The organism is Pseudomonas sp. S3_B08 (genome assembly GCF_054667725.1).
In genome coordinates this window covers 5448416-5472440 of the sequence record NZ_CP162750.1, presented here as the reverse complement: position 1 = coordinate 5472440, position 24025 = coordinate 5448416, and the positions used below count along the sequence as shown (strand labels likewise).

Sequence of the window (24025 nt, the reverse complement as noted above, 5' to 3'; positions counted from 1 at the left end):
CTCCCACATGAGAACGCGATCAAATGTGGGAGCGAGCCTGCTCGCGAAAGCGAGTAATGCGAGCGATTTCAGACCCAATTGAATCTCAAGGCATGCCCATGAAAATCTCCAGACAAGCCTACGCCGACATGTTCGGCCCCACCGTCGGCGACAAGGTGCGCCTGGCCGACACCGAGCTGTGGATCGAAGTCGAAAAAGACTTCACCACCTACGGCGAGGAAGTGAAATTCGGTGGCGGCAAAGTCATCCGCGACGGCCGGGGCCAGAGCCAATTGCTCGCCGCCGAAGTGGTCGACACGCTGATCACCAACGCGCTGATCATCGACCACTGGGGCATCGTCAAGGCCGACGTCGGCCTCAAGGACGGGCGCATCGCCGCGATCGGCAAGGCCGGCAACCCCGACGTGCAGCCCAATGTGACCATCGCCATCGGCGCCGGCACCGAAGTGATTGCCGGCGAAGGCATGATCCTCACCGCAGGTGGCATCGACACGCATATCCACTTCATCTGCCCGCAGCAGATCGAAGAAGCGCTGATGAGCGGCGTCACCACCATGATCGGCGGCGGCACCGGTCCCGCTACCGGCACCAACGCCACCACCTGCACCTCCGGCCCGTGGCATCTGGCGCGCATGCTCCAGGCCGCCGATGCTTTTCCGATGAACATCGGCCTGACCGGCAAGGGCAACGCCAGCCTGCCGGAGCCGTTGATCGAACAGGTCAAGGCCGGTGCCATCGGTCTCAAGCTGCACGAGGACTGGGGCACCACTCCGGCGAGCATCGACAACTGCCTCAACGTCGCCGACCAGTACGATGTGCAGGTGGCGATCCACACCGATACCCTCAACGAATCCGGCTTCGTCGAAACCACCCTTGGCGCGTTCAAGGGCCGCACCATCCACACCTATCACACCGAAGGTGCCGGTGGCGGCCACGCGCCAGACATCATCAAGGCCTGCGGCTTTGCCAACGTGCTGCCAAGCTCGACCAACCCGACCCGGCCGTTCACCCGCAACACCATCGACGAACACCTCGACATGCTGATGGTCTGCCATCACCTCGACCCGAGCATTGCCGAAGACGTCGCCTTCGCCGAAAGCCGGATCCGCCGCGAAACCATTGCCGCCGAAGACATCCTCCACGACCTCGGCGCGTTCTCGATGATCAGCTCCGACAGTCAGGCCATGGGCCGTGTCGGCGAAGTCATCACGCGCACCTGGCAGACCGCCGACAAGATGAAAAAACAGCGCGGCCCGCTGCCGCAGGACGGCGCAGGCAACGACAACTTCCGCGCCAAACGCTACATCGCCAAGTACACGATCAACCCGGCAATCACCCATGGCATCAGCCATGAAGTCGGCTCGATCGAAGTCGGCAAGTGGGCCGATCTGGTGCTCTGGCGCCCGGCGTTCTTTGGTGTGAAGCCGACGCTGATTCTCAAGGGCGGCGCGATTGCCGCCAGCCTGATGGGCGACGCCAACGCTTCGATTCCAACACCGCAACCGGTGCATTACCGCCCGATGTTTGCCAGCTACGGCGGCTCGCTGCACGCCACCAGCCTGACCTTTATCAGCCAGGCGGCGCAGGAGGCCGGATTGCCGGAAGCCTTGGGATTGAAGAAGCAGATCGCTGTGGTGAAGGGCTGCCGCGACGTGCAGAAAACCGACCTGATCCATAACGACTATCTGCCGAACATCGATGTCGATCCACAGACCTATCAGGTCAAGGCCGATGGCGTGTTGCTGTGGTGCGAACCGGCGGAAACGCTGCCGATGGCGCAGCGCTATTTTCTGTTCTGATGAAGGCGTGCGCTGAATACGGACGCGCAGGTCCGTATTCAGTCGCGATCGCTCAGGCAATCACGGGAACAGTTTCGCGATGTCCGCATCGCTGTAGTTGTAATCGATGCGTAACTCGGTTCCCGCCGGAATGTCTTCGGTAGCGAAGATGGCGTTGAGAATGAAGTCCCGGGGGACCAATTCCTTGCCTATCCACTGTTGCGCTTCCACATCGAACGGTACGAACTCGACGTTGTAACCCTCCGTAGCCTGACGAACCGGCTTGCCCGTTGCGTCATACCAAAAGCGCGTGTTGATCCGGGAAATAATCGTGTCACCGACCAGCGCGAATTCGTAGGGGATCAAATATCCAGGCCCTGGTTGATAACGGACGCCGACCTTCATGGTGTATGACTGCTGGGGCAGCGGCACAAGACGTCCCGGCATGATCGCGCCAGCATAGACACCGACCACCTCGCCTCGGGTGATGCGCCGGTTGGCGACCACCATTGACTGGCCGACCAGGGCCCGCTCTCCGGGCACCGTCATGTCGGCCTCGGTGAACAATCGCCATTGCAGCTTTTCTTCATACAACCGCGCGACATGCTCGTAGGCGCCAAACTTGATGTAGGGCTTGATCTGCTCGGAGGTATAACGGCTGCCGTCTTCGAAACGCGCAAGGGTCTGGAGCTTCTTTATCCTGACAGGCCGGCCGGCCATGTCCCGGAAAGGGTATTTGCCGTTATTGGCACGGTCGTAGACCCCGGGCCGATTGGTGAGGAACGAAAACCGTGTTTCGCTGCGCATTGCACGCAATTCCTCAGCGGTGAAGGGTTTGACGGGCATCGACTCGGACGCCAGATAAAAATGTTCCTGCGTTACACCGCCATCGTCGGGCAGCTCCTCAACGGCAGACTCATAGTCTTCATCGCTCTGGCGCGCCACCCTGCGGCTTTTACCCGGGACAGCGGCAGCGTCCGGCGACGCGCCGGACTCTTCAAGCGCGTACCAGTGCTTGGTCAACGGATCGTAGGCAAGCACAGGGCCGGACGGCTGCAGCTCGCTGGACAATCTGGCCCGATGCAGACCGGTCTCGGCATCGACGCCGATCAGCACCGTACCACCGCCCTGCAGGTCCGCGTATTGGCGTCCTTTGAATACGCGAAACCCGTCAACGTCCGCTTGCGGTAGAGGGGCTGTCGAGGCAATCAGGTAACGCTCCAGAGCCGAGGTTTTAAGCTTCGGGACGGGACCAGATGTAGACGGCGTCGGGTCGACGTGCACGCTGTGCGGGGCAACTGCAGTTTCCATTTGCTGCGTGTTGCTGCCGGGCTCACTGGCATCGGGCGGGGTCTTGCGAATGAACGGACCGGGGGTCAGGTGCGACGACTCGATACCGTGCGTGGCGGAATCCCGGGATGTGCGCCCAGGGGTGGTGATATCGACTGCGCCCGGCTTGGGCGGCTTGGGTCTGACTGGCATTGACAGGCTTCCTTGCAAAGATTGCGCAGCGCTGGCCAGTCTGGCTGGCGCTACGACCGTCGGCATCCATTGCCAACATGTGCCCGGAAAACTATCAGACCATCCTGCCGGTTCATACCGGACGAAACACCCGCAAACATTAATCAGGCGGGAGCGGGCCAGCACGCGATGAGGCCAGCTAGGACCTCACGGCCTCTAACAATTTATTCGACCACCAACCGCCCCAAACGCTGGCGCAACATGCGGTTCTCGGCACGCAACTGCTTCACCTCGTCCAGTAGATCCAGCGCCAGCGCCACGCCTTCCCACTCCAGTTCCAGATCACGGCGCAGCTTGGCGGCGCGCTTGGCCAAGGCCAATTCGTAATCGGTGAAGCGCCATTCCCGGGGCTGCGCGCCCTGAGGTTCGAGGATGCCGTGCTCGACGATTTCGATCACGTAGACGTCCGACAAATCGGCCGCCTCACAGAATTCTGCCAGGTCCAGTTGAACGATCAGGGGGCTGCTCATGATGGGCTACTCCGTCGTCGGGTTCAGAAGTTCTCTCGCGGATTGAAGGCGGCTTTCTTCGCCAGTTCCTGCCACAGCGCCTTGACCTCATCGTCGGAGGCTTTGGGCATCACGGCCTTGAGCTGCACGAACAGATAACCGCGTTCGCCGGCCTTGTTCAGCAGGCCATGGCCCTTGGCGCGCATGCGCTGGCCGTTCTGGCTGCCGGCCGGGACCTTGAGGTTGATCTTGCCGGTCAGGGTCGGCACGGCCACTTCAGTGCCCAATGCCAATTCCCACGGAGCCAGGGGCAAGGTGATGATCAGGTTTTCGCCTTCGACATCGAATTTCGGGTGCGGCGCAAACCGAATGGTCAGGTACAGATCGCCATTCGCTCCGCCACCGATGCCCGGTGCGCCCTGGCCCTTCAGGCGAATTCGCTCGCCATCGGTCACGCCGGCCGGAATCTTCACGTTCAGGCTCTTGCTGGTGTTGCTGACATGCTGGCCGTGCGCGTTGTATTGCGGCACCTGAAAGGTGACCTTCTTCGATTCGTTCGACAGGGTTTCTTCGAGGAAGACCGGCAGTTCCATTTCCACGTCTTGCCCTCGGCGTCCGCGTGATTGGCGGCTATCGGCGCCACCGAAACCGGGGCCGCGATTGCCGAAGATCGAACTGAAGAAGTCCGAGAAGTCGCCCGTGTCGCCACCGCCACCGCCGAAGCCGCCACGGCTCTGCCAGCCCGGCGGGCCCTGGAACGGCTGACCGTGCTGGCCATAACGGCGCAGTTCGTCGTATTCGGCGCGTTTGTCGGCGCTTTTCAGCGCTTCATAGGCTTCCGAGGCGTCCTTGAACTTGGCCTCGGCGTCTTTTTCCTTGCTGACATCGGGGTGGTATTTGCGCGCCAGCTTGCGATAGGCCGCCTTGATGGCCTTGTCGTCGGCTGTCGGCTCCACGCCGAGTATCTTGTAATAGTCTTTGAAGTCCATGGAAGGATCACCATCCGTTATCGATTTCGCGCCGAGACCAGCATGCGCCGATTGGCACGTGCCGGGTTGACCGATCTCAAGTTTGTGACCGGGTGGCGCCGCAGAAGTTTATCGGCAGTGGACGACGGTTCTTGCGACCGCCGGTGTGTCTGCCGGCCCATGCCAGCAAGTTTGGGGCGAAGCGGCGCTTTTCAAGCTGTCTGCCGGCGAAATAGCGGATGACCGGCCTTCGAATCTGCCGCGCACTGGCATACACTGCGCGGCCGTTTTTTCACCGGAATCCGAAAGACATGAAAGACGCCTCTCCAGCCCGTGCCTGCGGCATCGACTTCGGCACGTCCAACTCCACCGTCGGCTGGCTGCGCCCCGGCATGGACACCATGATCGCGCTGGAAGACGACAAGATCACCCTGCCGTCGGTGGTCTTCTTCAACATCGAGGAACGTCGCCCGGTCTACGGTCGCCTGGCCCTGCACGAGTATCTGGAAGGCTACGAAGGCCGGCTGATGCGCTCGTTGAAAAGCCTGCTCGGCTCCAAGCTGATCAAGCACGACACCAGCGTCCTCGGCACGGCGATGCCGTTCAAGGACCTGCTCGGGCTGTTCATCGGCCAGCTCAAGAGCCGCGCCGAAACCGCCGCCGGTCGGGAATTCGAGCAAGTGGTGCTGGGTCGCCCGGTGTTCTTCGTCGACGACGATCCGCTCGCCGACCAGGAAGCCGAAGACACCCTGGTCGAAGTGGCGCGCAAAATCGGTTTCAAAGATGTGTCGTTCCAGTACGAACCGATCGCGGCAGCGTTCGACTACGAGTCGACCATCGAGAAAGAAGAGCTGGTACTGATCGTCGACATCGGCGGTGGTACCTCTGACTTCTCGCTGGTGCGCCTGTCGCCCGAGCGTCGTGGTCTCGACAACCGTCACGATGACATCCTCGCCACCGGCGGCGTGCACATCGGCGGGACCGACTTCGACAAACAGCTGAGTCTGCAAGGCCTGATGCCGCTGTTCGGCTACGGCAGCCGGATGAAGAGCGGCGCGTACATGCCAACCAGCCACCACATGAACCTGGCGACCTGGCACACGATCAACTCGGTGTACTCGCAGAAGTCCACGCTGGCGCTGGGCAGCATGCGCTACGACATCGAAGACACCGGCGGTATTGATCGCCTGTTCAAGCTGATCGAACAGCGCGCCGGGCACTGGCTGGCGATGGAAGTGGAAGAAACCAAGATCCAGCTGACCCACGCCGACAGCCGCCATGTGCCGCTGGACCGCATCGAAGCCGGGCTGAGCGTCGAGCTGAGCCGCGCGTTGTTCGAATCGGCGATCGAGGCTTTGCTGGAGCGTGTGCGCGGCAGCGTTACGCAGTTGTTGAATGACGCTGGCGTGGCGGTCGATCAGGTCGACACGGTGTTCTTCACTGGAGGTTCGAGCGGCATCCCGGCCCTGCGCAACAGCGTCTCGGCAATGCTGCCGAACGCCCGGCATGTCGAAGGCAACATCTTTGGCAGCATTGGTAGCGGTTTGGCGATTGAAGCGATGAAGCGTTACGGTTCGATGGCCTGATCACAATCTGTGGCGAAGAGCCTTTGTGGCGAGGGGATTTATCCCCGTTGGGTCGCGAAGCGGCCCCCGCCTTATGAAAGCAGGGGCCTGCTGCGCAGGCCAACGGGGATAAATCCCCTCGCCACAGATGCATTCAATTTAGTTGCCTGGCCTTAGACCATCCCGCCCAGCTTCAACTCACTCTTCAGATACGCGTAATAAATCGGCCCTGCCACCACCCCCGGCAAACCGAACGCGGCTTCGAACACCAGCATCGCCAGAAGCAACTCCCACGACTTGGCACTGATCTGCCCGCCAACGATGCGCGCGTTGAGAAAGTATTCGAGCTTGTGGATAACGATCAGGTAGCCCAGCGCGGCGATCGCCACCCAGATCGACAGCGACAGGCCGACGATGGTGATCAGCGTGTTCGACATCAGGTTGCCGATCACCGGCAGCAGGCCGAGCAGGAAGGTCAGCACGATCAGGGTTTTGGTCAGCGGCAGCTTGATGCCGAACATCGGCAGGATCACCGCGAGGAAGATCCCGGTGAACACGGTGTTGAGCAGGGAAATCTTGATCTGCGCGAAGACGATATTACGAAACGCCTGCACCAGCAGATGCAAACGGTCGAACAAAGCGGCGGCCAACGGCTTGCGCTTGGTCACGTCGGGGATGCGCTGCAGGGCGATGATCGCGCCGAGCACCATGCCGATCAGCAGGGTGACGAACATGTGCGCAGCGTCCTTGCCGACCAGTTGCAGGTCGGCCAGATGCTTGCTCGCCCACTCGCCGATCGCCACGCGAAATTCCGCCGCACTCGCCGGCAGATAGGCATCGATGAACGGCGGCAACTGCCCGCGCGCGCGATCGACTACGCCCATGAATTTGTCGAGTGAAGCGCCGGGGTTTTCCGCTTCATGCAGGAGGAAACTGATAGCCCCGGCGAAAATCAGCGCCAGCGCACTTACTACCAGCGTGCCGAGCAGCGCCACCGCCAACCAGCGGGCACGCCGCCCTTCGATCAGCCGTTGCAGTTGCGGGGTGAGCATGTTGACCAGCTCGAACACCAGCAACCCGGCCAAAAGACTGGGCAACAAGCGCAGCGGCAGCACCAGCAGCAGACCGCCAAAAATGATGATGCAACTGACCCAGAACACAACATGACGCTGAGAAAACGTTGGCATACAGCCTCAAAACGAACGGCGTGAAAGGATGGGCAGTCTGCCAGCGATCCTGGGTTAGCACTAGGGATATGCGGGGTTTCGGATTTTCGTGCAAGGCTTGCGAATTTCCCCCTCACCCTAGCCCTCTCCCAGAGGGAGAGGGGACCGATTGGGGGTTGCTCGAAAAATTTTCCGACCTGAACGTGCAGTGCCGAATCCGCAATCGACCCGGTATTTCAGACCCCAGTTCCTGTCGGCATCAATGCGGTCGGTCCCCTCTCCCTCCGGGAGAGGGTTAGGGTGAGGGAAAATCTCAAGCCGACCGAGTCAATCGGACACCCATGGCGCCCCCTTATTTTTTCTTCAGACACTCACTCATGAACGCCTTGCGCGCATCGCCGGTCAGTGCCTTGGTTTTCGCATCGGCATTGCAGGTGGTCATCTTCTGCTGCTGCGGGGTCAGCTCCTTGCCATCGTTGGCCGCTGGTGCCGCTTTCAGGCAGGTGCTCATGAACGCCTTGCGCTCGTCGCCCTTCAGGCTTTTGGCGGTCGCATCGGCATTGCAGGTGGTCATCTTGTTCTGTTGCGCCGTGGCGGCGAAACCCTGGGAACACACAAGCAGCCCGATCATCAACAACGGCACACGCAACATCTTCATGGAGTTTTCTCCTTGTTGCCGCACCGATGGATGCGGCCTCTGTCGCAGTGTAGTCAAAGCTTGTTACACCTTCCTGCCCTCGAGGTGGCTGCGCCGATACTGCTCCGGCGTGCAACCGGCCTGGCGGGCGAACATGGCGATGAACGCCGAGCCGCTGCTGTAGCCGAGGTCGAAAGCGATTTCCTGCACCGAACGCGAGGTCTCAAGCGCCTCGATCGCCGCCAGATAACGCAAGCGCTGACGCCACTCGCCAAAACTCATGCCCAGCTCACGAACGAACTGCCGCGCCAGCGTGCGCTCGCTGACATGCACTTGCGCGGCCCAATGCGCCAACGGTTGGTTGTCGCCCGGCGCGGCCTGCAAGGCGTCAAGAATCGTCAGCAAGCCCGGGCTGCTCGCGTACGGCAGATAACATTCCTGCACCGGTGCCTGTTGCAGTTGATCGACCAATACCTGGGCCAGACGCTGATCGGCTTCATGCTCGGGGATCTTCACATCGCGGGCGGCGAAGTCTTTGAGGATGGCCTTGAGAATGTCGCTGATTGCCAGCGTGCAGGCCCGCGCCGGCAATCGCGCGCAGACGTCGGGATCAAGACACACCGCGCGGTAGTTGACCGGTTGATGGCTGTAGAAACTGTGCTCGACCTCGGGCGGCACCCACACCGCGTACTGCGGCGGCGACATGAAGCGGCTGCCGTCGACATCCATGTGCAGCACGCCATGGGCCGCGTATTCCAGCGTGCCCCAAGGATGCCGGTGTGGCGCGGCATATTCGTGGGCATTGAAATCGGCGTAGCGGAAATACACCGCTGACGGCAGTTCGCTGAAATCGAGCAGATCGATGTGTTTGCTGTTCATGCTGTCCGGATGCAGAGGCAGGTTGTCTGGATCGCAGTATAGGCCTGCATCCAGACAGGCGATAATCGCGCTTCATCAACGTTCTGGTTTTGTCCCATGCAATACGCGTTTCCCCTGCTGGCGATTTTCATCTGGGCCGGCAACACCGTGATCAACAAACTGGCGGTCGGCGCGATCTTCCCCGCCGAGATCGGTTTCTATCGCTGGCTGCTGGCCGGCGTGCTGTTCACGCCATTCATGCTGAAGAAAGTCATCGCGCACTGGCCGCAGATTCGGCCGAACCTGGGGCGGATTTTCGTCCTCGGCGTGCTCGGCATGGCGGTGTATCAGAGCCTCGCCTATTTCGCTGCAACACTGACCACCGCGACCAACATGGGCATCATCCTGTCGTTGATGCCATTGATGTCGCTGGCCATGGCGATCATCAGCCTCGGCCAGCGCCTGACCGCTGGTGCGCTGGTCGGTGCGGTGCTGTCGTTCGCTGGCGTGCTGGTGGTGGTGTCATCCGGCAGCCTCGGAGCGCTGCTGCAACACGGGGTCAATCTGGGCGATGCGATGATGCTGATCGCCACGCTGGCCTACGCGGTTTACAGCACGCTGCTTAAAAAGTGGCAACTGCGCCTGCCGCCGCTGGTGCTGCTGTACTTGCAGGTGCTGGTGGCGATTGTGGTGTTGTTTCCGCTGTTCGCGGTGTCGCCGAAGACCGGTTTGAATCTGCAGAACGTGCCGCTGGTGCTCTATGCATGCCTGCTGGCTTCGATGGTCGCGCCGCTGGCGTGGATGCAAGCGGTGCAGCGGCTGGGACCGAGCCGGACGACGTTGTTCTTCAATCTGCTGCCGCTGATTACCGCGTTGATTGCAGCGGTGGTGCTGAAGGAACAGTTGGCGATGTATCACCTGGTGGGCGGTTTGCTGACCTTGGGTGGGGTGGTTTTGTCGGAGCGCTGGACCACCGTGTTGGGCCGCCGGGTCAGCGTTGCCTGATAAGGCCCCTTCGCGAGCAGGCTCGCTCCCACATTGAAATGCAGACACCTGTGGGAGCGAGCCTGCTCGCGAAGAACGATGACGCGGTCTGTTTGGCTATAACCCTGCAGCCTCCAGCCGCGCCGCATGCTCGACAAACAGCCTTACCGGATCCGCGCCCTTGCCCACCAGTCCCAGCGACTGATTGACGATGTCGAAATGATCCAGCGGATAGTCATCACCGATCACCGTGCCCAGATGCGAACTGTAACGGCCGACCATGCCATCGCACTGCCCCGGCTCACGGACGAAGGTCTTGGCAAACAAGCGACAACTGCGGTTGGTGCCGTCAAAAAGATTGCCGCCACGATCGGTCTTGCCCGGTTGCAGCGTCCCTGACCAGGAGTAATAACGAACACCGTTGACCTCTTCCGGCCCCTGGCCGCCCCAGACTTCCGGCAGCCCTTGTGGATAACGCTGATTGAATAATGCAACGCCCGCCGTCGTCAGCGATTGGTGGGAAGCGTGGATATCCACCGGCAGTTTCGGACCGTGATAACCCGTGTCGAGCAATGCCATGACCCAGCCGATCAAGCGCAGCAACGCTTCGAGCAAGCGGCCCTTGGCACTGCTACCGGGGTAGTGCTTTTCCAGATAATCAGCCAGCTCGGAACCATGATTCGGACCGGCCACCGAAGTCACCGAGGCCACCAGATCAGGACGCTTCGCCGCCGCATATCGTGCGGTCAACGCGCCTTGGCTGTGGCCGAACAGATTGACCTTTTGCGCCCCGCTCTCGCGCAGGATTTCCTCGATCCGCGCCAGCAACTGCTCGCCGCGCACTTCAGTAGAGTTGAGCGGCGAAACCTGCACCGCGACCACCGTCGCACCACCACGGCGCAAGGCCTTGATGATGCCGAACCAATACGGGTAAAGCACCAGCCGGACAAAGCCGAGCATGCCCGGCACCAGCACCAGTGGATAACGTGTCGACATGGGGTACATCCTTGTGCGCGATGGGTGGATGCCAGACCTGCAAGACGCCCGCCAAGCATCCAACGTGACGATGACAACTGAACGATGAGCCTACTTCAGCCCGCCACGATCCGCTCCACCGAAACCGGATTGACCAGCGCCAGGCCCTCCCGACATAGCAGTCTTCAACAGTTCCTGCAGCGCGTCCGGCGTAAATCGCATAAAACTTTTCGCTTAGCTCAAGACTCACAACCTGGGTAGCGACCGCGTCTTCAGAACGTGGCGCCTATCGGATTAGCCTCCAGGAGAATGAAATGAGTGACGTGCATTTGTCTGATGTTCAAACCCTGCGCGAGCGCGCGCGGCAACACGTGGAAAACGGCGCGGTCACCGAGGGCTACAACGCCAACCGTGAAGAAATACTGCGTTTGCTCAACGAGTCGCTGGCCACCGAACTGGTGTGCACCTTGCGCTACAAGCGCCACTACTTCATGGCCAGCGGCCTGAAAGCCAACGTCGCCGCCGACGAATTCCTCGAACACGCCAACCAGGAAGCCGAGCACGCCGATCGCCTCGCCGAGCGGATCGTGCAACTGGGCGGTGAGCCTGAGTTCAACCCTGACCTGCTCAGCAAGATGTCCCACGCGCAATACGTGGCCGGCAACACGCTCAAGGAAATGGTTTACGAAGATCTGGTGGCCGAGCGCATTGCTATCGACAGCTATCGCGAAATCATCCAGTACATCGGTGACAAAGACCCGACCACCCGCCGCATCTTCGAAGACATCCTCGCCCAGGAAGAAGAACACGCCGACGACATGGCGGATATCCTCAACGACCTATAATCCCGTCACACCGCTTTCGCGAGCAGGCTCGCTCCCACACTGGAACGTATTTCGATTGAAGAAACGCGTTCGAATGTGGGAGCGAGCCTGCTCGCGAAGGCGCCCTCAGAGACGCCGCATTACTTGCTGGGTTTAACGGTCACCGGCGCCTTGCCCTGCTTCATCTGCTCGAGCAACGGCGCGCACTGATTCGGCTCGCCCCCGCTCGGCGCCACCAGCGCCAGCAATCCCGCCGCCGGTGCGGCAATCACGCCCAGCGCAACCATCCCCGCCCCGCGCAGCATCAACGGTACGGCTTTGACGCCGGCATCCGGTTTGATGAACTTGCCGCGCACATACAGCGGCGAGCGCAGCGAGATCAGACGCCAGCCCTTGGATTCCGGGGTCACGGTCAGATCGAGTTGTTCCGTGGCCATGTTCGCCGTGCCATCGATGTAGATGATTGCGTTCTCGGTATCGAAGACAAACAGCCGTGTCGTGGCCAGGCCGGTCTTGATGTCGAAGTCCGCCGCCGCGCAATTGATCTTCACTTCCTTGTCGCCAAAGATCTTGCCGACCACGTAGTTACCGACGTTGAGCCCGGCCAGCTCCATCAACTCACGGCTGATTGCACCGTCGTTGATCAGCATCTTCAGATTACCGTTGGCACCACCGAGCAGCTTGGCCACGGAGTTGCCCCGGCCACTGATGTCGGCATCGCCATTGAGCTCACCGAAACTGGTCTTCATCGGCTCGAAGGTCGGGAACAGCTCTTTGAGTTTGAATTTGCGTGCGGTCAAACGCGCGCGGCCTTCCAGCGGCTCGGTGCGGCCATTGAGGCGAATCAGCGCATCCAGCGTGCCGCCGGCGACACCAAAGCGCAGCGGTTCCAGGCTGAGCTCGCCGTCGTTGAGTTTCAGATGGGTATAGAGGTCGTTGAACGGCAGCTTCTCGCTGTGGACGATGCGTTTGCCGGTGAACTCGACATCGGCGTCCATGGCCCGCCAGCGATCGGTTTTGAATTCTTCGACCGGCAGGACTTTGTCCGCCGGTTGCTTGCTCGCGCCGCCACGGGCCTTTTGCTCGGTGTTGGAGTCGGCGCCGATCAGTGGCGCGAGGTCGGCAAACAGCAGTTGATTGGAGAGCAGCGCACCGCTGAGTTTCGGCCGTGGCTGGCTGGCCACGTAGGTCAGGTCGCCGTGGATGTCGCTGTCGCCGATCTTGCCGTTGAATTTTTCATAAGTGAATTTCGCCCCGGCTTCGTCATGCAGCCTGGCGATCAGGTGGCCGTCGGTGGAATACGGTGGCGTGTCCGGCAGGGTCACGCCGGTCAGCGGGTAAAGATTGCCGAGGCTGTCGCCAGCGAGCTTCAGGCGCAGATCAAGGGCGCCGAGATTCAGCGGGTCAGTCAAGGTGCCGGCCAGTTCGATACGGGTGTCGCCGATCTTCGCCTGGGCCTGCAACGGGAACGGCTTGCTCGCGTCCTGCAACGCCAGCAACCCGCCGATCTTGCCCTGCCCGGTGAGGTTCTGCCCGTGGTACTGGCCTTTGACCTTGAGCGCAAAGGCGTAATCCTGCGGTGCGCCGCCCTTGTCCTGAGCAGTTTTCGCCGCTTTGTCGCCGACGATCTCGCTGAATGGAATCGGCTTGCCGAGCGGGTCGATCAACACATCGAGATTGGTTTTCAGGGTCTGATCGTCGAGGGTCACGTGGCCCTTGTCGAAACCGATCGCGCCGATGTCGACCACCCAGCTCGAAGGCTCGGCGTTCGGGTCCTTGGGATCGAATTTGAACGTCCAGTTGGCGCGGCCATCGGCCAGACGTTGCAGCTCGGCATTCGGCTCGGTCAGGTCGATGCGCGGAATCACCACGCGCTGGGCCAGCAGGGCCAGCGGCGAAATGCGCAGTTCAACGCGTTTGAGCGTGACCATCTGCGGCTGCTTCGACCAGTCAGGATTACCCAGGCTCAGATCCTCGGCGACCACGTGCGGCCAAGGCACCCAAGAGCGCCAGCCGCCCTCTTCCGGCTCGCGCTGCCAGATCACCGCGAGGTTGCCATTGATGGCAAACGCCCGGTGCAGTTCTTCCGAGACTTTGGCATTGATGGTCGGTTTGATCCGGTTCCAGTCGAAGAACACGATGATCAGAATCAAGGCTGCCAGCAGCAGCACGAGGATGGCGAAGATCCAGCTGAAGATTTTTCCAGTGCGCGTCATGCACAAAGCTCCTGATCACGACCGCACGCCGATTACCCGACGCACAGCTGAAACGGCAGACCTAAGCGGCCCCTATGCAGTCTGTGACTGGCGAAAGGCCCGCAGGTTTAATCGAAAGGCAGTTTAAGCCATAAAAAGCGCAGCAAAACTGACCGATCGGTCGAGCAGTGTTACCGCGACCCGCACTTTTGCGAGGCACGAGTGAGTCGAAAATACCCACGACGGTGCAAAACCGTCGCCCGCAAAGGCCCGATCTAGAGCCTTCGCGCCGAACAATCAATTCTGTTGATTATTACCATTGCGTTTATGAACTTTTATATCGACATATCGAGAGTAGCATTGCCCTCGTACCCACTTTATCGCCCTCCCAAGGAGCCACTATCATGAAACGCCAATTACTGCTCAGCCTTACCCTGTCGATGCTAGCCAGCACTGCTTTTGCCCTGCCCGCTGCCGATCAGGCCACTCCGCAAGTCAAAGACAGCCACTCGGTGTTCAGCCAGACGCTCGCTGAAGACGGCTACGACAAAACCCCACAAGGCCAGACTCTGGCTGAAGACGGCTACGACAAAACCCCACAAGGCCAGACTCTGGCTGAAGACGGCTATGACAAAACCCCACAGGGCCAGACCCTGGCTGAAAACGGCCGCAATCGTCTCGAAGAAAAAGGTCTGGTGGAAGACGGCTACGACAAGACTCCCCAAGGTCAAGCCCTCGCCGAAGGTGGTGGTGATCGTGTAATCGAACGCAACAGCGCCGTGAGCTGAGCCTATGACGGCCCGGCAAAAAAGCCCAATCAGCGGATTGGGCTTTTGACTTTTCAGCTTCTGTAAAACCCTCGCTGCACGACTCCCCGTTCGACGCCGACAAAGCCGATTTGCTAGAGTGCGGCGCTTGTCCTGCCGAAGAACACACCCTGCGATGCTGCCCCGCGCCGAACAGAAACAACAGACCCGCAACGCCCTGATGGACGCTGCCCGCCACCTGATGGAAAGCGGCCGAGGATTCGGCAGCCTGAGCCTGCGCGAAGTGAGCAAGACCGCCGGCATCGTGCCCACCGGTTTCTACCGGCACTTCGCCGATATGGACGAGTTGGGGCTGGTGCTGGTCAGCGAAGTCGGCCAGACCTTCCGCGAGACCATCCGCCTGGTGCGGCACAATGAATTCGTCATGGGCGGCATCATCGACGCTTCGGTGCGCATCTTCCTTGATGTGGTCAACGCCAACCGCTCGCAATTCCTGTTTCTCGCCCGCGAACAATACGGCGGCTCGCTGCCGGTACGCCAGGCGATCGGACGCCTGCGGGAGAACATCAGCGCCGACCTCGCGGCGGACCTGGCGCTGATGCCCAAGCTGCAACATCTGGACATCGCCGGTCTGAGCGTGATCGCCGACCTGATCGTCAAATCGGTGTTCGCCACCCTCCCCGACATCATCGACCCGCCCGCCGAGGCCTTGCCGGAGCATCTGACGCCGCAGGCGAAGATCACCCAGCAACTGCGCTTCATCTTTATCGGCCTCAAGCACTGGCAAGGGCTGGGCAGTACCGAGTAATCCCCTTCTCTATCTGACACAGCGCAAAGCCTCTGTGGGAGCGAGCCTGCTCGCGAAAGCGCTGGGTCAGCTGAATACATCTGTCTGACACGGCGCATTCGCAAGCAGGCTCGCTCCCACATTGAACATCCGTCACGGCATCGAATTGGTGCATGACAAATCCTTCATGCACCAAAACCTTCCAGAATCGCCGCGCCTGTTGAAAGATCAGGCGCGCGCCGACAGCTATTTCCTACAGATCACCCGATTGGCGCGGCGCTTGCTCTAGCCCATTCAACGTTCATTGCTGGAAGCTTTCCGATGCTGGTGATTCATCGCAGAATCGACCCTCAACCCGTCTGGGCCGCCGAGCTGCACCTGACCTTCGAAGCGCGCAGCAAAAGCCGTTTGCGCTGTTTCAGTGCCGAAGGCGAAGACGTCGGGTTGTTTTTGGAGCGCGGCCAGCCACCGCTGTATGACGGCGAATGCCTGCAGGCTGAAGACGGCCGTGTCGTGCGCGTCTGCGCCCGCCCTGAACAACTGCTCCATGTCACTTGCGCCAATGCGTTCGAACTGACCCGCGCGGCCTATCACCTCGGCAACCGCCATGTCGCCCTGCAAGTCGGCGGTGGCTGGCTGCGCCTGCTCGACGATTACGTGCTCAAGGCGATGCTCGAACAGCTCGGCGCGCAGGTCGAGGCTATCGAAGCGCCGTTCCAGCCGGAACACGGCGCTTACGGCGGCGGCCATCATCATTCCCGCCACGGCGACGAAGACTTCAACTACGCGCCGAAACTCCACCAGTTCGGCGTGCGCCTGTGAATCCGGCCTGGGCGCTGCTGCGTCTGGCCAGTCCGCAATTGCCGATTGGCGGCTACAGCTATTCCCAGGGTCTGGAAATGGCGGTGGATAATGGCCGGGTCCACAACCCGGACGGCGCCCGCCGCTGGATCAGCGATCAACTGCTGCTCAACCTCGCGCGCTTCGAAGCGCCGCTGCTGTTGGCGCATTGCCAGGCCGCAGCAGATGAAAACTGGGCCGAATTACGACAACTCTGCGAGAGCCACCGCGCCAGTCGCGAAACCCGCGAGTTGCATCTGGAGAGCCGGCAGATGGGCTACTCCCTGCAGCAGTTGTTGAACGGTTTGCCGGAACTCGATGCGCCCGCCCGCGACTTTCTTGAACAGACCACAGAACCGCATCTCGCCCTGTGCTGGGCACTGGCGGCACGCGCCTGGGGCATCACCCCGCAGGACGCTCTTGCCGCGTGGCTGTGGAGCTGGCTGGAAAACCAGCTCGCCGTATTGATGAAAACCCTGCCGCTGGGCCAGCAAGCCGCCCAGCGCCTGACCAGCGAACTGCTGCCGCTGCTGCAACAGGCGCAGTACGACGCGACCCACATCAACCCCGAACACATCGGCAGCGCCGCGTTTGGCCTGTCTCTGGCGTGCATGGCCCACGAGCGCCAGTACAGCCGTCTCTTCCGCTCTTAGGGCTGTTTATTTTGGAGAATGAAATGGATACACAACCTCTGCGCGTCGGCATCGGCGGCCCGGTCGGTTCCGGCAAAACCGCACTGACCCTGGCCCTGTGCCTGGCCCTGCGCGAGCGCTACAACCTCGCCGTGGTCACCAACGATATCTACACCCGCGAAGACGCCGATTTCCTGGTGCGCAACGAAGCCCTCGCGCCGGAGCGGATCATCGGCGTGGAAACCGGCGGCTGCCCGCACACGGCGATCCGCGAAGACGCCTCGATCAACCTTGAAGCGGTCGACCAACTGAACCGGCGCTTTCCCGGGCTGGATCTGATTCTGGTGGAGTCCGGCGGCGACAACCTCTCGGCGACCTTCAGCCCGGAGCTGTCGGACCTGACCATCTACGTGATCGACGTCTCCGCCGGCGACAAGCTGCCGCGCAAGGGCGGCCCGGGGATCTGCAAGTCCGACCTGCTGGTGATCAACAAGATCGACCTCGCGCCACTGGTGGGCGCCTCGCTGGAAATGATGGACAGCGACACCAAACGCATGCGCAACGGCAAGCCGTTCGTGTTCAGCAACCAGAAAACCGGTCAGGGCCTTGAAGAAATCATCGCCTTCATCGAACGCCAGGGCCTGCTGACCGCCGTCTGATCCACTTATCAACAAGGAAGCTTATCCATGACACTCAAACGCATTCTTGGCGCCGTGGCGCTGCTGCTGACACCGGCACTGGCCTTCGCGCACCCTGGGCATGGCGACAGCGGCCTCGTCGCGGGCATCAGCCACCCGATCGGCGGGCTCGACCACTTGCTGGCAATGCTCGCCGTCGGTTTGTGGGCGGCGCAGCAACAAGGCGCGGCGCGCTGGGCGCTGCCGTGCACGTTTGTCGGCACCATGCTGCTGGGCGGCCTGCTCGGTTTTGAAGGGCTGGAGTTGCCGGCGCTGGAAAGCGGGATTGCTGCTTCGGTATTGGCGCTGGGCCTGGCCGTGGCACTGGCCGTGCGTCCGCCGCTGGTGATGGCGGTGGCAGCGACGGCGCTGTTTGCGCTGTTCCATGGCGTGGCGCATGGGCTGGAGCTGCCGGAAATGAGCAGCCCGTGGGCGTATGCGGCCGGGTTTGTCGCGGCGACAGCGGTTTTGCATGCGCTCGGTTATGGCGTGGTGCGAGTTCTTCCGCAGGCAGCGGCGCCGCTGGTGCGGTTGGCGGGTGCGGCTTCGGCGGCGACTGGGGTGTGGTTGCTCGCAGGCTAATCTCTATCGCCTGAGCCGGCCTCATCGCTGGCAAGCCAGCTCCCACAGGTTATTGGGTAAGTCCACAATTGTGTGAACACTCAATTTCCTTGTGGGAGCTGGCTTGCCAGCGATGACGGCCGATCAGACACCAAACCTTTAAAGGCTGCCTCTCTGCTACCATGTCGCGCAATCGCCCCAGCCCGTGACGCCCGCCCATGCCCCACGCTTCCCGCTCCACCGCCCTGCCCGAATTGACCGCCCTGTTTGGCCAAGTGCAGCAGCACTTCCTCGACGTGATCGTGCCGCTGTGGCAAGGCCCGGGCTGGAATGCCGACATGGCGTTGCCGTACGAGGCGCTGGACGCCGCGCATCAACCGCTGCCAGTGCAGCGCTATCGGGCGATGGCCTGCGCACGGCAGCTGTATCTGTTCTCCAGCCTGATCGGGATTGTGGATAACGCCGAAGTCCGCGCCGCCGCGTTGTTCCGTTCGCTCCAACGGCATTTCCATGATGCCGAGCACGGCGGCTGGTTCTACAGCATCGATGCGCAAGGCAAGCCGCTGGATCAACGCAAGGATCTCTACACCCACGCCTTCATCCTGTTCGCCTGCGCGCATTACTGGGACAAGTCCCGGGATTCGCTGGCCGAGTCGACATTGAACGCCGCGCTGGAAATCATCGGCCGCCGATTCGCCACCGGCGACGGTTTATACGAAGCCTGCCTGGAGCATGACTGGCTCACCCTGCAAACCGGGCCACTGCAAAATCCGCTGATGCATCTGGCCGAAGCTTTTCTGGCGACCCTCGCCGTGCGTGAAGACCCGCAAACGCAGAAGGCCCTGCTTGAGTTATGCACAGCCATGCACAAGCAATTCGTCGATCCGCAATATGGCGTGTTGATGGAGAAGCCACTGGGTGCTGTGGATAACTGGTACGAGCCGGGGCACCAGTTCGAATGGTATTTCCTGCTTGAATCCTCGCCGCTGTTGCGCGACTCGAAACTGCACCGGGCATTGGATCGGGCGTTTGCCTTTACCGAGCAGTATGGCGTGCTGGAGTCCTGCGGCGCGGTGCGGGCGATGCTTGATCTGGAAAGCAATGGTCGGCCCAGAGATTCCACCCAACGGATCTGGGCTCAGGCTGAATACCTGCGCGCGCTGACCTTGCGGGCGGACAGCGAAGCGGTGGTGCTGCGCCAGTTGCAGGCGTTGCAGCAGCGGTTTCTGCATGCCGGCGGCTGGCATGAGTGTCGCGATGAGAATGGAGAGGTCAGCCGCAAGGACATGCCTTCGACCACGCCTTATCATTTGGCGACTTGTTATAGCGGACTGGCTGAATATCTTCGCTGACCGAACAATTGCATTCGCGAGCAGGCTCGCTCCCACATTTTGGAATGCATTCCCCTGTGGGAGCGAGCCTGCTCGCGAATGGCCTCAACGCGGTATCAAGCCTTGTTACGCTCGATGGCAAAACCGGCCCAGGTCTGGCTCACGGGCATCAGTTCCAGGCTATTGATGTTGATGTGCGCCGGGGTGTTCATCACCCAGAAAATCGTCTCGGCGATGTCCTGCGGCTGGATCGGCTCGGCGCCGGCGTAAGTGGCGTTGTAGCGTTCCTGATCACCGGCAAAACGTACCAGCGAGAACTCGCTTTCGCACAGGCCGGGTTCGATGTTGCTGACCCGCACGCCAGTGCCCTGCAGGTCGCAACGCAGGTTCAGCGAGAACTGTTTGACGAAGGCTTTGCTCGCGCCGTACACGTGGCTGCCCGGGTACGGGTAGTTACCGGCTATGGAGCCGAGGTTGACGATACCGGCGCCACGGCCGTGGGCAATCAGCCGTGGCAGCAGCAGGCGAGTGGCGTACATCAGGCCTTTGACGTTGGTGTCGACCATGGTGTCCCAGTCATCCAGATCGCACTTGGGCGCCGGGTCGACACCGAGCGCCAGGCCGGCGTTGTTGATCAGGCCACGGAGTTTGGCGAACGACGGCGGCAGGTTGGCGATCGCCTCCTCCATCGCTTTGCGATCGCGCACATCGAGAACCAGACCATGCACTTCGGTCTGCTTCGACAGTTCGGCGCACAGGGCATTGAGGCGTTCTTCACGACGGCCGGTCAGTACCAGCTTCCAGCCAGCCTCGGCAAAACGCCGGGCACAGGCTTCACCAAAACCGGACGTCGCGCCGGTGATAAACAGGGTGTCGGACATCGTGTTCTCCTTGCTTCGGCCGCCACGGCAGCCCTTGGAATAGAAAATCAGCAGGCAGCATGCCCGCCCTCGCGAATACGGGCAACACTTGCCAGCTGTACAAAAATCAACCAAGTGCGCCAAGACCTTAGCCTGCGTGGCCTGCAGCCATGTGCACGCATGTTATCCACAATCTGCTCCACAGTTTCCGGGGGCAAGTGCCAACGTGCAAAGCCGCGCCACACAAGGCTTTGCGGGCGAAATGGAAAGTTTTTTGCTTGACCGTGAGGCGGGGGATGTGCGGGACAGGGCATTTTGCACGACGGACGGTGTCACCGGGTGATTGCGCGAGGCCAGCAATTACGGCGCTCCGCGAGGTCTTTCCAGAGTTTAGTCACAGACTTATCCACAGGCTTGCGCACAGGGAATTGCCATGTCTCTGCCCCCCAGAAAAAGGTTGACAACGACGCCGCGCGCTCCAGCAAAAATGCCTGATCAAAAAACAATCACAAGCCTGGAGGCCCCGGATTACAAGGCCTGCAACCATATACACCCACGTTATTCACAGCCAGTTCCACAGTAACCGGGGACAAGTCAAAACTGTGGAAAAACAGCCATTTGCAGCGTCTATATGTCGCGCTTTGGCAGCTTGGGGAATTTGTTTTCCACAATTTCGGGAATTAGCCAATTTACCTGTGGTGGATTCCAAAAAATAAAAAAGCCCCGGGACTCTCGTCGCCGGGGCTGTGTGCAACCGCGAGAAGAATCAGTGCCCGCCCAGATAGGCGTTACGCACCTCCTCATTCACCAAAAGCTCTTTGCCGGTGCCGGTCAGACGGATTTCGCCGTTGACCATCACATATGCCCGGTCCGACAGCTTCAGCGCATGGTTGGCGTTCTGCTCGACGAGGAAAATCGTCATCCCGGTTTTTGCCAACTCACGCAGCGTGGCGAAGATCTGCTTCACCACGATCGGCGCCAGACCCAGGCTCGGTTCATCGAGCAGCAACAGCTTCGGCCGGCTCATCAGCGCACGGGCGATGGCGAGCATCTGCTGTTCACCGCCAGACATGGTCATCGCCCGCTGATTGCGTCGCTCTTCAAGCCGTGGAAACAGCTCGAACATGCGCTGCATGTCCTCTTTGGCGTACTTGTCGCCAATCGGGATGGTGCCCATCAGCAGGTTTTCCTCGACGGTCATGTCGGGGAAAACCCGCCGCCCTTCCGGCGACTGCGCGATACCGTTGGAGGCGATGTAGTGCGAGGACTTCTGCGTGATGTCGACGCCCTGATAGAGAATCTGCCCGCCCGCCGCTCTCGGCTGGCCGAAGATCGACATCAGCAAGGTCGACTTGCCGGCGCCGTTTGAGCCGATCAGGCTGACGGTCTCGCCTTCGTTGATTTGCAGAGAAACGCCTTTGAGCGCCTGAATCGGGCCGTAGAACACGTCCAGATTGCGCAGTTCGAGGATCGGTTGGCTCATACCAGCTCCTCTTCATCGGCGCCCAGGTAGGCCGCGATCACTTTTGGATCGTTACGGATCGCTTCAGGCCCGCCCTCAGCGATGACGATGCCGTGGTCCAGCACCACGATGTGGTCGGAAATGCTCATAACCATGCCCATGTCGTGTTCGATCAGCACCACGGTCAGATCGTGCTCGTCGCGCAGCAGCCGGATCATCGCGCTGAGCGCTTCGGTTTCCTGAGGATTGAGGCCGGCGGCCGGTTCGTCGAGGCAGATGATCTGCGGCCGCGTGCACATGGCCCGGGCAATTTCCAGACGCCGTTGTTGGCCGTAGGACAGCTCACCGGCCAGACGGTTGGCGCAGTCCACCAGATCGACCACTTCGAGCCAGTAGAACGCGACATCCAGCGCATCGCTCTCGGCCTTGCGATAGCCCTTGGTGTTGAGGATGCCGGCGAGCATGTTGCGGTTGACCCACATGTGCTGCGCCACCAGCAGGTTTTCCAGCACCGACATTTCCTTGAACAGGCGAATGTTCTGGAACGTACGGGCGAGACCGGCACGGTTCACCAGGTGAGTACCGCCGAACATTTTGTAGTACATGCGGCTGAGGAAGGATTTCGGCGAAACGAAATCGGTCGGTTTGAACGACTCGCCCAGCAACTGGATGACGTTGGTCTGCTGGCCGCGCACATTGAGTTCGATCTTGCCGCCCGTGGCCTTGTAGAAACCGGTCAGGCAGTTGAACACCGTGGTCTTGCCAGCACCGTTGGGGCCGATCAGGGCGAAGATCGAATTGCGTTTGACCTTCAGGCTGACATCGCTCAAAGCCTTGATGCCACCGAAATGCATCATCAGTTTTTCAACAGAGAGTACGACTTCACTCATGGCGCAGTCCTCTCGTAGTGAATGGCACCTTTGCGTGGTTTGACCCCGGTGCGGCTGATGCGGATCAACCCGCGTGGTCGCCAGATCATCATCAACACCATCAGGATGCCGAACAGCAGCACGCGGTATTCAGCGAAGCCGCGCAGCAGTTCCGGGGCGACGGTGAGCACGAATGCGGCGATGACCACGCCGATGGTCGAACCCATGCCGCCGAGCACGACGATGGCGAGGATCAGCGCCGACTCGAAGAAGGTGAACGAGGTCGGGTTGACGAAGCCTTGATAGGTGGCGAAGAACACCCCGGCCAGACCCGCCGTCGACGCACCGATGGTGAACGCCGAGAGCTTGACCAGTACGTGGTTCAGGCCCATCGAACGGCAGGCGATTTCATCTTCACGCAGGGCTTCCCAGGCGCGACCGACCGGCATCTTCACCAGCCGATGCTTGACGTACAACACCGCCAGCACCACCAGGAACAGCACCGCGTAAATGAAGTAATACTTTACGTCGGGGTTGTAAGTCAGACCGAAGAACTCATGGAACGGCACCCCGCCATCCTTCGCCCGCTTGCCGAACTCCAGACCGAAGAACGTCGGCAATGGCGCCGGCATGCCGTTCGGGCCGCCGGTCAGGGACAGCCAGTTGTTCAGCACCAGACGAATGATTTCACCAAAACCCAGGGTCACGATCGCCAGATAGTCGCCGTGCAGACGCAACACCGGGAAACCGAGAATGCAGCCAGCCAGGCCTGCGGTGATTGCCGCCAGCGGCAGCACCGTCCAGAAACCCAGACCCAGATATTGATAACCCAATGCCAGACCGTAGGCGCCGATGGCGTAGAACGCCACGTAACCGAGATCCAGCAGCCCGGCCAGACCGACCACAATGTTCAGCCCCAGCCCCAGCAGCACGTAGATCAAACCAAGGATGACCACCCCCAGCAGATAGGAGTTGGAGACAAACGGCACGATGATCGCCAGCACGATAATCAGCGGGATGATCCAGCGCAGCCGTGATTTGTAATCCGCCGGCAGCACGTGCACACCGGAACCGCTGCTCTCGAACCCGTCGAGGATCTTCAGGCCCTTGGGGGTTTGCAGGAACAGGCTCAGGGCAAAGCGACCGGCCATGACGATGGCAATGATCCACGCCACGCGGGTTGCTTCGAGGTTGAAGCTGTAGCCGTCGAGGACCACGCCGACAATCGGTCCGAACACGATCAGCGCAATCAGGCCGGCAAGAATCGCCTCGACCAGACTTTTTTTGATATCGATGGATTTTTCAGTGGTTGCAGACAT

Annotated in this window: 23 protein-coding genes; 11 read left to right on the top strand and 12 right to left on the bottom strand. The window is 60.9% G+C overall.

The annotated features are described in order from the left end of the window. The first annotated feature begins 98 nt into the window (after positions 1-98). Complete coding sequence (gene ureC / locus AB4N73_RS24645) at positions 99-1799, top strand: urease subunit alpha (protein ID WP_460142662.1); 1701 nt, start codon at positions 99-101, stop codon at positions 1797-1799. A gap of 60 nt (positions 1800-1859) precedes the next feature. Here the strand turns inward: ureC and AB4N73_RS24640 are convergent, their stop codons facing one another. From AB4N73_RS24640 to AB4N73_RS24630, 3 genes are all read right to left on the bottom strand, one after another. Continuing rightward, positions 1860-3260, bottom strand: a complete 1401-nt coding sequence (locus AB4N73_RS24640; RefSeq protein ID WP_460142661.1) for a hypothetical protein — start codon at positions 3258-3260, stop codon at positions 1860-1862. Between the two features lie 203 nt (positions 3261-3463). Beyond that, positions 3464-3769: a chaperone modulator CbpM gene (locus AB4N73_RS24635; RefSeq protein WP_016771896.1), complete on the bottom strand. Its 306-nt coding sequence runs from the start codon at positions 3767-3769 to the stop codon at positions 3464-3466. A gap of 23 nt (positions 3770-3792) precedes the next feature. Then, positions 3793-4737, bottom strand: coding sequence for a DnaJ C-terminal domain-containing protein (locus AB4N73_RS24630; protein WP_460142660.1), 945 nt, complete (start codon positions 4735-4737; stop codon positions 3793-3795). A gap of 290 nt (positions 4738-5027) precedes the next feature. On the opposite strand from AB4N73_RS24630, the gene AB4N73_RS24625 reads away from it, so the two are divergent. Next, positions 5028-6302, top strand: coding sequence for an Hsp70 family protein (locus AB4N73_RS24625; RefSeq protein ID WP_016771898.1), 1275 nt, complete (start codon positions 5028-5030; stop codon positions 6300-6302). Positions 6303-6454: 152 nt separating this feature from the next. Here the strand turns inward: AB4N73_RS24625 and AB4N73_RS24620 are convergent, their stop codons facing one another. The 3 genes from AB4N73_RS24620 to AB4N73_RS24610 form a co-directional block, all read right to left on the bottom strand. Continuing rightward, on the bottom strand, positions 6455-7468 hold the full coding sequence (locus AB4N73_RS24620; RefSeq protein ID WP_016771899.1) for an AI-2E family transporter: 1014 nt from the start codon (positions 7466-7468) through the stop codon (positions 6455-6457). Between the two features lie 331 nt (positions 7469-7799). Further along, positions 7800-8105, bottom strand: coding sequence for a PsiF family protein (locus tag AB4N73_RS24615; RefSeq protein ID WP_016771900.1), 306 nt, complete (start codon positions 8103-8105; stop codon positions 7800-7802). Between the two features lie 63 nt (positions 8106-8168). Beyond that, positions 8169-8963: an AraC family transcriptional regulator gene (locus tag AB4N73_RS24610; RefSeq protein ID WP_252877347.1), complete on the bottom strand. Its 795-nt coding sequence runs from the start codon at positions 8961-8963 to the stop codon at positions 8169-8171. Positions 8964-9059: 96 nt separating this feature from the next. Here AB4N73_RS24610 and AB4N73_RS24605 point away from each other — a divergent pair, with 96 nt between their 5' ends. Next, entirely contained in the window at positions 9060-9947 is an 888-nt protein-coding gene (locus tag AB4N73_RS24605) for a DMT family transporter (RefSeq protein WP_315435381.1), read from the top strand. Between the two features lie 96 nt (positions 9948-10043). On the opposite strand, the gene AB4N73_RS24600 is transcribed toward AB4N73_RS24605, so the two are convergent. Continuing rightward, positions 10044-10922 carry an esterase/lipase family protein gene (locus AB4N73_RS24600; protein WP_056787615.1) on the bottom strand — a complete coding sequence of 293 codons (879 nt, stop codon included), beginning with the start codon at positions 10920-10922 and terminating at the stop codon, positions 10044-10046. Positions 10923-11215: 293 nt separating this feature from the next. On the opposite strand from AB4N73_RS24600, the gene AB4N73_RS24595 reads away from it, so the two are divergent. Then, positions 11216-11746, top strand: a complete 531-nt coding sequence (locus tag AB4N73_RS24595) for a ferritin-like domain-containing protein (protein ID WP_041480703.1) — start codon at positions 11216-11218, stop codon at positions 11744-11746. Between the two features lie 119 nt (positions 11747-11865). On the opposite strand, the gene AB4N73_RS24590 is transcribed toward AB4N73_RS24595, so the two are convergent. Further along, on the bottom strand, positions 11866-13941 hold the full coding sequence (locus AB4N73_RS24590; RefSeq protein ID WP_315435382.1) for an AsmA family protein: 2076 nt from the start codon (positions 13939-13941) through the stop codon (positions 11866-11868). 383 nt (positions 13942-14324) lie between these two features. Here AB4N73_RS24590 and AB4N73_RS24585 point away from each other — a divergent pair, with 383 nt between their 5' ends. The 7 genes from AB4N73_RS24585 (at position 14325) to AB4N73_RS24555 (ending at position 19536) form a co-directional block, all read left to right on the top strand. Further along, positions 14325-14708, top strand: a complete 384-nt coding sequence (locus tag AB4N73_RS24585; RefSeq protein ID WP_041480705.1) for a hypothetical protein — start codon at positions 14325-14327, stop codon at positions 14706-14708. Positions 14709-14862: 154 nt separating this feature from the next. Beyond that, positions 14863-15495: a TetR family transcriptional regulator gene (locus tag AB4N73_RS24580; protein ID WP_056787610.1), complete on the top strand. Its 633-nt coding sequence runs from the start codon at positions 14863-14865 to the stop codon at positions 15493-15495. 300 nt (positions 15496-15795) lie between these two features. After that, positions 15796-16296 carry an urease accessory protein UreE gene (ureE, locus tag AB4N73_RS24575; RefSeq protein WP_056787607.1) on the top strand — a complete coding sequence of 167 codons (501 nt, stop codon included), beginning with the start codon at positions 15796-15798 and terminating at the stop codon, positions 16294-16296. Next, entirely contained in the window at positions 16293-16967 is a 675-nt protein-coding gene (locus AB4N73_RS24570) for an urease accessory protein UreF (protein WP_460142659.1), read from the top strand. The genes ureE and AB4N73_RS24570 overlap by 4 nt, the downstream gene beginning before the upstream one ends. Positions 16968-16990: 23 nt before the next feature. Beyond that, on the top strand, positions 16991-17605 hold the full coding sequence (gene ureG / locus AB4N73_RS24565) for an urease accessory protein UreG (protein WP_460142658.1): 615 nt from the start codon (positions 16991-16993) through the stop codon (positions 17603-17605). Between the two features lie 27 nt (positions 17606-17632). After that, positions 17633-18205, top strand: a complete 573-nt coding sequence (locus tag AB4N73_RS24560; protein ID WP_041480708.1) for a HupE/UreJ family protein — start codon at positions 17633-17635, stop codon at positions 18203-18205. Between the two features lie 197 nt (positions 18206-18402). Further along, positions 18403-19536 carry an AGE family epimerase/isomerase gene (locus tag AB4N73_RS24555; RefSeq protein WP_460142657.1) on the top strand — a complete coding sequence of 378 codons (1134 nt, stop codon included), beginning with the start codon at positions 18403-18405 and terminating at the stop codon, positions 19534-19536. A 95-nt stretch (positions 19537-19631) separates the two neighbouring features. Here AB4N73_RS24555 and AB4N73_RS24550 read toward each other — a convergent pair whose 3' ends face one another. The 4 genes from AB4N73_RS24550 to livM form a co-directional block, all read right to left on the bottom strand. Further along, complete coding sequence (locus AB4N73_RS24550) at positions 19632-20396, bottom strand: SDR family oxidoreductase (RefSeq protein ID WP_016771914.1); 765 nt, start codon at positions 20394-20396, stop codon at positions 19632-19634. A gap of 745 nt (positions 20397-21141) precedes the next feature. Beyond that, positions 21142-21858, bottom strand: a complete 717-nt coding sequence (locus tag AB4N73_RS24545; RefSeq protein ID WP_016771915.1) for an ABC transporter ATP-binding protein — start codon at positions 21856-21858, stop codon at positions 21142-21144. After that, positions 21855-22727, bottom strand: a complete 873-nt coding sequence (locus tag AB4N73_RS24540; protein WP_016771916.1) for an ABC transporter ATP-binding protein — start codon at positions 22725-22727, stop codon at positions 21855-21857. The genes AB4N73_RS24545 and AB4N73_RS24540 overlap by 4 nt, the downstream gene beginning before the upstream one ends. Next, a complete protein-coding gene (gene livM / locus AB4N73_RS24535) occupies positions 22724-24025 on the bottom strand; it encodes a high-affinity branched-chain amino acid ABC transporter permease LivM (protein ID WP_016771917.1) in 1302 nt (433 codons plus the stop codon). The genes AB4N73_RS24540 and livM overlap by 4 nt, the downstream gene beginning before the upstream one ends.

Bases quoted from the DNA above. Each gene is read 5' to 3' on its own strand.
- ureC (WP_460142662.1), top strand. From the start codon at position 99: ATGAAAATCTCCAGACAAGCCTACGCCGACATGTTCGGCCCCACCGTC.
- AB4N73_RS24640 (WP_460142661.1), bottom strand. From the start codon at position 3,260: ATGCCAGTCAGACCCAAGCCGCCCAAGCCGGGCGCAGTCGATATCACC.
- AB4N73_RS24635 (WP_016771896.1), bottom strand. From the start codon at position 3,769: ATGAGCAGCCCCCTGATCGTTCAACTGGACCTGGCAGAATTCTGTGAG.
- AB4N73_RS24630 (WP_460142660.1), bottom strand. From the start codon at position 4,737: ATGGACTTCAAAGACTATTACAAGATACTCGGCGTGGAGCCGACAGCC.
- AB4N73_RS24625 (WP_016771898.1), top strand. From the start codon at position 5,028: ATGAAAGACGCCTCTCCAGCCCGTGCCTGCGGCATCGACTTCGGCACG.
- AB4N73_RS24620 (WP_016771899.1), bottom strand. From the start codon at position 7,468: ATGCCAACGTTTTCTCAGCGTCATGTTGTGTTCTGGGTCAGTTGCATC.
- AB4N73_RS24615 (WP_016771900.1), bottom strand. From the start codon at position 8,105: ATGAAGATGTTGCGTGTGCCGTTGTTGATGATCGGGCTGCTTGTGTGT.
- AB4N73_RS24610 (WP_252877347.1), bottom strand. From the start codon at position 8,963: ATGAACAGCAAACACATCGATCTGCTCGATTTCAGCGAACTGCCGTCA.
- AB4N73_RS24605 (WP_315435381.1), top strand. From the start codon at position 9,060: ATGCAATACGCGTTTCCCCTGCTGGCGATTTTCATCTGGGCCGGCAAC.
- AB4N73_RS24600 (WP_056787615.1), bottom strand. From the start codon at position 10,922: ATGTCGACACGTTATCCACTGGTGCTGGTGCCGGGCATGCTCGGCTTT.
- AB4N73_RS24595 (WP_041480703.1), top strand. From the start codon at position 11,216: ATGAGTGACGTGCATTTGTCTGATGTTCAAACCCTGCGCGAGCGCGCG.
- AB4N73_RS24590 (WP_315435382.1), bottom strand. From the start codon at position 13,941: ATGACGCGCACTGGAAAAATCTTCAGCTGGATCTTCGCCATCCTCGTG.
- AB4N73_RS24585 (WP_041480705.1), top strand. From the start codon at position 14,325: ATGAAACGCCAATTACTGCTCAGCCTTACCCTGTCGATGCTAGCCAGC.
- AB4N73_RS24580 (WP_056787610.1), top strand. From the start codon at position 14,863: ATGCTGCCCCGCGCCGAACAGAAACAACAGACCCGCAACGCCCTGATG.
- ureE (WP_056787607.1), top strand. From the start codon at position 15,796: ATGCTGGTGATTCATCGCAGAATCGACCCTCAACCCGTCTGGGCCGCC.
- ureG (WP_460142658.1), top strand. From the start codon at position 16,991: ATGGATACACAACCTCTGCGCGTCGGCATCGGCGGCCCGGTCGGTTCC.
- AB4N73_RS24560 (WP_041480708.1), top strand. From the start codon at position 17,633: ATGACACTCAAACGCATTCTTGGCGCCGTGGCGCTGCTGCTGACACCG.
- AB4N73_RS24555 (WP_460142657.1), top strand. From the start codon at position 18,403: ATGCCCCACGCTTCCCGCTCCACCGCCCTGCCCGAATTGACCGCCCTG.
- AB4N73_RS24550 (WP_016771914.1), bottom strand. From the start codon at position 20,396: ATGTCCGACACCCTGTTTATCACCGGCGCGACGTCCGGTTTTGGTGAA.
- AB4N73_RS24545 (WP_016771915.1), bottom strand. From the start codon at position 21,858: ATGAGCCAACCGATCCTCGAACTGCGCAATCTGGACGTGTTCTACGGC.
- AB4N73_RS24540 (WP_016771916.1), bottom strand. From the start codon at position 22,727: ATGAGTGAAGTCGTACTCTCTGTTGAAAAACTGATGATGCATTTCGGT.
- livM (WP_016771917.1), bottom strand. From the start codon at position 24,025: ATGTCTGCAACCACTGAAAAATCCATCGATATCAAAAAAAGTCTGGTC.